This window comes from Prauserella muralis, assembly GCF_003202285.1.
Taxonomy (GTDB): Bacteria; Actinomycetota; Actinomycetes; order Mycobacteriales; family Pseudonocardiaceae; genus Prauserella_B; species Prauserella_B muralis.
In genome coordinates this window covers 1-7,169 of sequence record NZ_MASW01000020.1, presented here as the reverse complement: position 1 = coordinate 7,169, position 7,169 = coordinate 1, and the positions used below count along the sequence as shown (strand labels likewise).

The following is a 7,169-nucleotide window of genomic DNA, read 5'->3' as shown; positions in this document are numbered from 1 at the left end:
TTATCTCGACTTCGATTTCCGAATCTTGCCGTTGACCTGGTATTTCGTGTCGTGGACAGGTGTCTTTGACTAGTGATCATCGGTGTTGAGGCGGGCTGTGCGGAGTTGGCCGTGGGCGTGGGCGAGCGCGTCGCGGAGTTGCTGGTTCTCGGTGCGAAGCTGGTTGATTCGCTCGTGCGCCAGGGCCAGACGTTGACGTAGCGAGTCGTCGGTGGCCTGGGTGACGGTGTTGCGGACGAAGTCGGCGCTGGAGCGGTGCTGCTGGAGCTGCTGGATCCGGTCGAGCAGTGCGGGTTGGGTGTAGATCCACGACCGCGAGACGCCGGCCTGGTTGGCGAGCCGTGCGACGGTCACGTGTTCTCCGGCGTCGGTCAGCTCGGTAAGCGTCTGCTGGGCGCGTCGCAGAGTTTGATCGTGGCGCTGGCGGGCGTGCTCGGCGAGATGGTGCGTATGGTCAGCAGGCATCGGAACCGTCCTTTCCGTTGCAGGCGCAGGACTTTCCGCCGCCGCTGCAGCCGCCCGATGTAGTCAGGCTGTCGATGATGGTCAGCAGGTTCTTCTCGACGGTCCGGTTCATCTCGGCCAGACGCTGATGGCCGTTGGTGTCGGCTTGGCTGATCAGAGCCTGGGTCTGCTCAAGCTGACGACGATGCTGGGGCAGGAACTCAGGCGTCGTGACGAAGACCGGACAGGTCAAACAGGCGTTGGCGAACTCGCACTTCTGCTGCAGCGGCAAGGCGCAGTAACCGTTGGGTAGCGCCATCTTCGCCCTGGCGAGGTTGTTCTTCATCCAGACCGCGTCGGCCAGCGGACCGGTGTCGGTGGCCAGCCGCTCACCGGCGATGTTGACCTTGCGGGCGCGTTCCCACTGCTCCCGGATGGTCTTGTCCGACAGCCGCGCGTAATGGGAGGTCATCGCGTGCGAGTCGTGGTCGAGCAGTCGGCGGACGGTCTCCTGCGGGACCTCGTTGTTGATCAGACGGGTGCCGAAGGTGTGGCGCCACTGGTGCGGCGTCACATGGACCTCACGGCCGAGCTCGTCGCGGACATCGCAGACACGCAACCACTCCCGCAGTTCTCCCCGGAAGGTTCCGGTGCTGAATGCCACCTTGCCCTCGGGGTTGCGAGTTGGCCGCGGCAGCAGGAACGCCGGGTCTTCGAACTCGTCGAGAACGGCCTTCTGCTGGTTGGTGATGGCCTCGGCCAGATCGGTGTCGATGGGGACGAACGCATCGCGGCGCATCTTGTGGTTGGTGTAGCGCAGATAGGGCGCGCCCTGACCGTCGCGGACAACGCAGTCCAGCCGCAGGCGAGCTCCGTCACCGACGCGCAGCCCGGTGCTCATCAGGATCCGCGCCAGCAGACGACCACGGGAGTCGGCGAAGCGGACGAGGTTGTCGAGGTGCTCAAGCTGGACCATCACCGCTTCCGACAACGCCCGTGGTGGCCCCTTGACCAGGCGCGGGTAGTCCTCGGGGAACAGGTCGACCTGAGCAGACAGGCGAGATTCCCAGCCGTGCTGACGGGCCGAGCGCAGTAGACCGGCGAGGCTGCTGAGCTGACCGGTCCGGCTCTTCGGGTTGGGAAACCGTTCGACCAGGTGCGCCAGATGGACCTCGACCAGCTCCCGGGTCAACGCCTCGGGCCCACGCTGCAGAGCCGGAAACGACTGCGCGAACAGGGTGATCGCGCGGATGTCAGCGCCGACGGTCGCGACCGCGATCCCGGTCGAGAGCCGCCAGCGGGCCCACCGTTTGGTCAACTGCCGCAGCCAGATCGGCTCGATCCCGGTGAACCGGAACCGGGTGTCGCGTCCGGGGAACCCGAGCCTGCGCAGCAGCCAGACATCGCGCGGGAACTCCGCGTCCCAGCCCACACCCTCGACAAGGTCACGCAGATAGCCGATCGCGTCCAGCAGGAACCGGCGCTCGATATGGCCGCGCTCGCTGGAGAACCCGAGATAGGTGATCCAGGAATCGGGGCTGCGGTCCAGCAGCGAGGTGACGCCGCCGCCCGGCAGGGCTCGCAGCAGTCGCCGGATCGAGTGCGGCCTGGTGATCGTGCGGCGCTCGTCGACGCGGCATTGGATCGCGTAGGCGATCTCCAGCCGCATCGGCATCGGCAACCGGCGCAGATCGAACCGGTCCCGCCCGAACGTCGCGCAACCGAGCAGCCAGGACTCGATCGGCGGCCGGTGGGCGCGGATCCACCGATTCCGGTGATGGACACACAATCCCGCGTCGCCCTCGGCCTCCAGACCGCAGCCGGGGAATCGGCAGTCGGCCCCGGCCGGCAGCGGCCGGCCGCCGCCATCGGCGATCCACCGCGTCAGATCGACGCGGCCCTGCTGGTGCCAGCGATGCGCGTGGGAGTGGCAGAGGCCGTGCTCGCGGCGGCTGCGACGACATGTCGTGATCGCGCATTTCGGTGGTTGCTGTAGCCAGCGCCGGTTCGCCGGCGCCGCCTTGGCCCAGGCCTCAAGGTCGTCGGGACGGCCCTCGTCGATCCAGCGCTGATGATGCGCCGAGCACTTACCGAAGATCACCACGAGCCGCTCGCAGACCGGCACCAGGCACCGGGGTCCGCCAATCACCGGGTCATCGGGGTCGACCACGATCACCGGCTGCGCGAACTGCGGCCGCAGCCGGGCCGCCAGGTCGGTGCCGGAGTCGTTGTCGCTGTTCGGAATCGGGTGCAGCTGCCTCATGCGGTCGGCCCCGTCGCCGCTGGCTCGTCGAGGAACCCGGCCGCGGCCAGGGCGCGACGAGCGTCCTCGACGCCCAGATGGGAGTAGGTGTCGACGGTGGTGCTGATGCTGGCGTGACCGAGCAAATGCTGCACGATCTCGGCGGCGACCCCGCGACGCAGCAACCCGGTGGCGTAGCTGTGGCGGAACAGGTGGGGCGAGAACGTGATCGCGGTGCGGTCCCGCAACCGGCGCACCAGGCGGTCGACAGTGGCGTAGCTCATCGGCTCGCCGACCGGTTTTCCCCAGAGGTTGACGAACACGTAGTCGCAGTCCAACAGCCCATACTCCTCGTGCAGGTAGTCGCTGTAGAGGCGGAACAGGTCGGCGTCGGCGGGAACTTCCCGTGACCACGTCTTTGCCCGCGCTCGGTTCACGTTCGTCCGGGGCCGGACCGCGACCAACCGGCGGCGGGCGTCGAGATCCTCGTGCCGCAACCCGAGTGCCTCACCGATCCGCAATCCCGTGCCCTTCAGCAGGCTCAGCAGGAACCTGTCCCGCAACCGGTCGCAGGAGTCGATCAGCGTCGTCATCTCCGCCTGACTCAGCTCCCGTGGCGGCCGCCGCTCTGCCCGCAGCGAGATCGCCCGGTGCCGCTCCGGCCGTGCGCCCAGGTGCGCCAGGAACGGCTGCCACGACCCGCCGCGGCGGCCCGGCCGCCACCGCGTCAGCAACTCGCCGAGCGCGACACCGTGCCGCTGATGGAACTCGTAGAACGACGCCAACGCCGACAACTTCCGATTCACCGTCGCCGCGGCGAGATTCGCCTCCACCCAGGGCAGCATCGCCACCCGTCCATCGCGGGCCTCGACCGGCAACCGCAGCCACGTCACGAACCGGCCCAGATCCTCCAGCACAACTCGATCCCACTGCAGGCCACGGCAGTGCAGGAAGTCGAAGTAGTCCCGCAGATCGTGGGCATAGGCGCGGACGGTGTTCGGGGAGCGATCGATCGCGGTCAGATGCGCCAGGAACCGGTCCGCCGGAACCAGTACCAGGCCGTCGGCCAGAACGGTCGCCGACTCCGTGCCCGAAGGCATCACGACCCGCTGCACCCTCAACGCTGATCCCGTCATAGACACGGCAAGGTAATCCGTCCACAACGAACGCCAGGGAGGCGCACCAACCCCATCGTGTACATCGTGGACGCTCAACCCGAGCGGTTAGATAACTGCGGCGACGACGTCGTCGGAGAAGGTCTCGCCCCAGCGTCCGAAGGGCAGGTTCGAGGTGACCATGACCGAGCCTTGCTCGTAGCGGGAGGCGATGAGCTGGAAGAACAGGTTGGCCGCGTCCCGGTCGAACGGGATGTAACCGACCTCGTCGATGATGATCAGCTTGTAGCGGCGGATCTTCTTCAGTTCGGCCTCGAGCCGGTTGGCGTGGTGGGCGTCGGAGAGGCGGGCGATCCAGTTGCTAGCGGTGTCGAACAGCACTGAGTAGCCGGCCTGGGTGGCCTTGACTCCCAAGCCGATGGCGAGGTGGGTTTTCCCGATTCCGGGCGGCCCGAGCAGGATCACGTTCTCGGCTTTGGCGACGAATGTGCCGGTTGCTAGATGCGCGAGCAGGTCGCGGCGCAGGGAGGGCAGGTGGTCGAGGTTGAAGTCTTCGAGGGTCTTGACCGCCGGGAAGTGTGCGGTGCGGATGCGCATCACGGTGCCTTTGGACTCGCGGTCGGCGACCTGGCGTTGCAGCAGCGCGGCCAGGTATTCCTCGTGCGACCAGTTCTCGTCCCGGGCTTGGTCGGCCAGTTGTTCCCAGAACGCCCCGATCGTCGGGGTTTTCAGCACTCTGGTCAGATAGGCGATCATTGATGGCGTGCCGTCTTTCGGCGCCAGGGCCTCGGTTTTCGGCTTGCTGGTAGTACTCACGTGTTGCTCACTTTCTCGGTGGGGTTGGTGAAATCGACGCCGAAGAGGGCGTCGTAGTCCGGCAGCGCCCGCAGCCCGACGGCATGCCCGTCGGCGTGATGACGGGTGGCTGCTTGACGTTTCTGCCGTTGGGCGCTGAGAGCCCGGCGCATCTGCGCAGCCGTGGCGGCATGGGCGGAATCGGTGATCACGCCGTGCTTGGCCCAGGACCGGTGATGGCGGGCAACGACCTGGCCCTCGCAGAACACGGTCACCTTGTCCGGCGACGCGGTCACATCGACGAACCTGCCGATGACCCGCGGATCAACGGAGTAGTCGACGGCGTCGACACGCACGTAGTAGTCGCGGCCGAGCCGGATGCGGTGGTTCAGCCCGATCTGCGGCGCGACCGGCGGCAACGGAAGCATCGACAGGTAGTCGGTCTCCAGAAGGTCGACCGGGCGGCCCTGGATCGAGCGGACGGTGCGCGCGTTGGCCCGCTCCAGCCACTCCCCGAGCTGGGTGTTGAAGTCCGCCGGGGAGGTGAACAGCCGGCCGGGCAGAAACGAGGTCTCCAGGAACCGGTTGTTGCGCTCGACCAAGCCCTTGAACTCCGGATCCCGAGGCGGAGCGAGCGTGATCTTCGTGGCCAGCGTTCCGGCGAAGGCCGCCGCCGGGGCGCTGACCCGTCCGGTCCCGCCGATCGCGGATTCCCGGTCCCACACAAGGGTCTTGGTCACCCGGCCGATCCCACCGATCAACTCCCACATGCCCGACAAGATGTCCCCGGCCTGCCGCGACGGGATCATCGTCGCGGTCAGAAACCGGGAGAACCCCAGCGTCAGCACCAACACCGGTAACACCCGCTCCTGCCCGGCCGCGACCGGAACCCTGGGCTCCGGGAACCACAAGTCGCACTGCGTGACCTGCCCGGGTTCGTAGACCACCCGGTCGACCGGGTCGATGCCTACGTACTCCGGCCGGATCGCCGCCAGCCGCTTCTTCAACGGCGACATCGAGTACGGCCAGCCGATCTTCTGCGCAACCACCGGTGCAGGCATCTTCGGCCATTCCTGCAACAAAGCCCGGATCTGCGGCTCGAACGCATCCGCCACCGAACCCCGCGGCGCCCGCTGATACTTCGGCGGCCGGTCCGACGACAACGCCGCCCGAACCGTGTTCCGCGCCACACCCAACCGTCTAGCGATCTCCTTGATAGGCACACCCTCCGCACGATGCAAACGGCGGATCTCAGCCCAGTCCTCCACGTTCAACACCTCATGATCATCAAGAGGGGTCAATTTTCGGAGAACGGTAGATTCTGCTGATCGTCGCAACGTTGTTTGATCATCTTGTCAGTTGAGCGGCGAAGGCTGCTGCGGGGGTGGCCCAGCTGAGGATCTTCCGGGGTCGGTTGTTGAGGAGGTGTTCCACCCGGCGCAGGTCGCTGATGCTGTAGTCGCGGAGGTTCGCGCGTTTCGGGAAGTACTGGCGCAGCAGGCCGTTGGTGTTCTCGTTGGTGCCGCGTTGCCAGGGGCTTCCGGGGTAGGCGAAGTAGACGCCTTCGTCGAAGAGCTCGGCAAGGAGGTCGTGGCGCGCCATTTCCGCGCCCTGGTCCCAGGTCAGGGTGCGCCGTGCGATCCGGGGTAGATCCTCGACCGCGCTCGCGAGGGCAGCGGCGAAGTCTTCACCCCGGCGCTGCTCGGGGACGTGCACCAGTCGCAGGTAGCGGGTGGTGCGGTCGACCAGGGTTCCGATCGCGGACTGGCCGTGGCGGCCGAGGATGAGGTCGCCTTCGAAGTCGCCGACCCGCTGACGGGCGAGCACGACGGTGGGCCGCTCGTCGATCGTTCGTGCGTGCGCGCTGAACCGTGGCCGCCGGCTCTGCGGCCTGCGGCGGCGAAGTCGCAGGCCGCGACCAGTACGGAGGTTGCGCGCCAACTGCCTGGTCAGGCCGCGGCTCCCGCCGAAGTACAGGCCCTGATAAATGGTCTCGTGACAGACATGCCAGTCCGGCCGGGCGGGGTGCTCGGTCTTCAGCCAGGCCGCGATCTGTTCCGGGCTCCACTGCAGTCGCAGCTTGTCCTGCACGACCGCGCGCAGCTGTTCATCGCGGGCGAAGATGCTGCGACGTTGGCGCCGCGCCTGCTCCCGGGCGCGTGCGTGCGCGAGACCGGCCTGGTAGACGTCGTTGTCCCCGTCGCGCATGTTGCGGCCCAGCTCGCGTGAGATCGTCGACGGCGCCCGCCCGAGCCGGCGCGCGATCTCCCGCATGCTGCATCCCTGTCCGCGCAGCACGGCGATGCGCTCCCGCTCCAGCAGCGACAGATACCGGCCTGACCGCGAGTCCTCCGCGCGCACGGTCCGCGCCAGCCCGCCGCGATGCGACCGCCAGTAGTAGCCGGTCGTCCGAGCGATCCCCAGACGCCGACACGCCTCCACCGTGCCCACCCCAGACGCCATCAACTTCCAGTACTCGTCCTCCAGTGCCAGCCGTCGCTTCCGCCCCGGTCGTCCCATATCCACCCGATCCTTCTAACAGAGGGTGTTGCGACGAATGCTCGAACCCACGG

The 7,169-nt window shown here is 67.4% G+C and carries 6 protein-coding genes; all 6 read right to left on the bottom strand.

What is annotated here, in order from left to right:
* Window positions 1-69 precede the first annotated feature (69 nt).
* Window positions 70-465: a DUF6262 family protein gene (locus BAY60_RS36610; protein ID WP_072029026.1), complete on the bottom strand. Its 396-nt coding sequence runs from the start codon at window positions 463-465 to the stop codon at window positions 70-72.
* The gene (locus BAY60_RS36605; protein ID WP_072029025.1) at window positions 455-2,707 is read right to left on the bottom strand and encodes a tyrosine-type recombinase/integrase; all 2,253 of its coding nucleotides are present in this window, start codon (window positions 2,705-2,707) and stop codon (window positions 455-457) included. Before BAY60_RS36605 ends, BAY60_RS36610 begins: the two co-directional genes overlap by 11 nt.
* Window positions 2,704-3,786: a site-specific integrase gene (locus BAY60_RS36600; RefSeq protein ID WP_206078107.1), complete on the bottom strand. Its 1,083-nt coding sequence runs from the start codon at window positions 3,784-3,786 to the stop codon at window positions 2,704-2,706. The genes BAY60_RS36605 and BAY60_RS36600 overlap by 4 nt, the downstream gene beginning before the upstream one ends.
* 123 nt (window positions 3,787-3,909) lie before the next feature.
* Window positions 3,910-4,557: an IS21-like element helper ATPase IstB gene (gene istB, locus BAY60_RS36595; RefSeq protein WP_425466517.1), complete on the bottom strand. Its 648-nt coding sequence runs from the start codon at window positions 4,555-4,557 to the stop codon at window positions 3,910-3,912.
* A gap of 56 nt (window positions 4,558-4,613) precedes the next feature.
* Window positions 4,614-5,873 carry an IS21 family transposase gene (istA, locus tag BAY60_RS36590; RefSeq protein ID WP_112271358.1) on the bottom strand — a complete coding sequence of 420 codons (1,260 nt, stop codon included), beginning with the start codon at window positions 5,871-5,873 and terminating at the stop codon, window positions 4,614-4,616.
* A 70-nt stretch (window positions 5,874-5,943) separates the two neighbouring features.
* On the bottom strand, window positions 5,944-7,116 hold the full coding sequence (locus BAY60_RS36585) for an IS30 family transposase (RefSeq protein ID WP_211330152.1): 1,173 nt from the start codon (window positions 7,114-7,116) through the stop codon (window positions 5,944-5,946).
* Window positions 7,117-7,169: the final 53 nt, after the last annotated feature.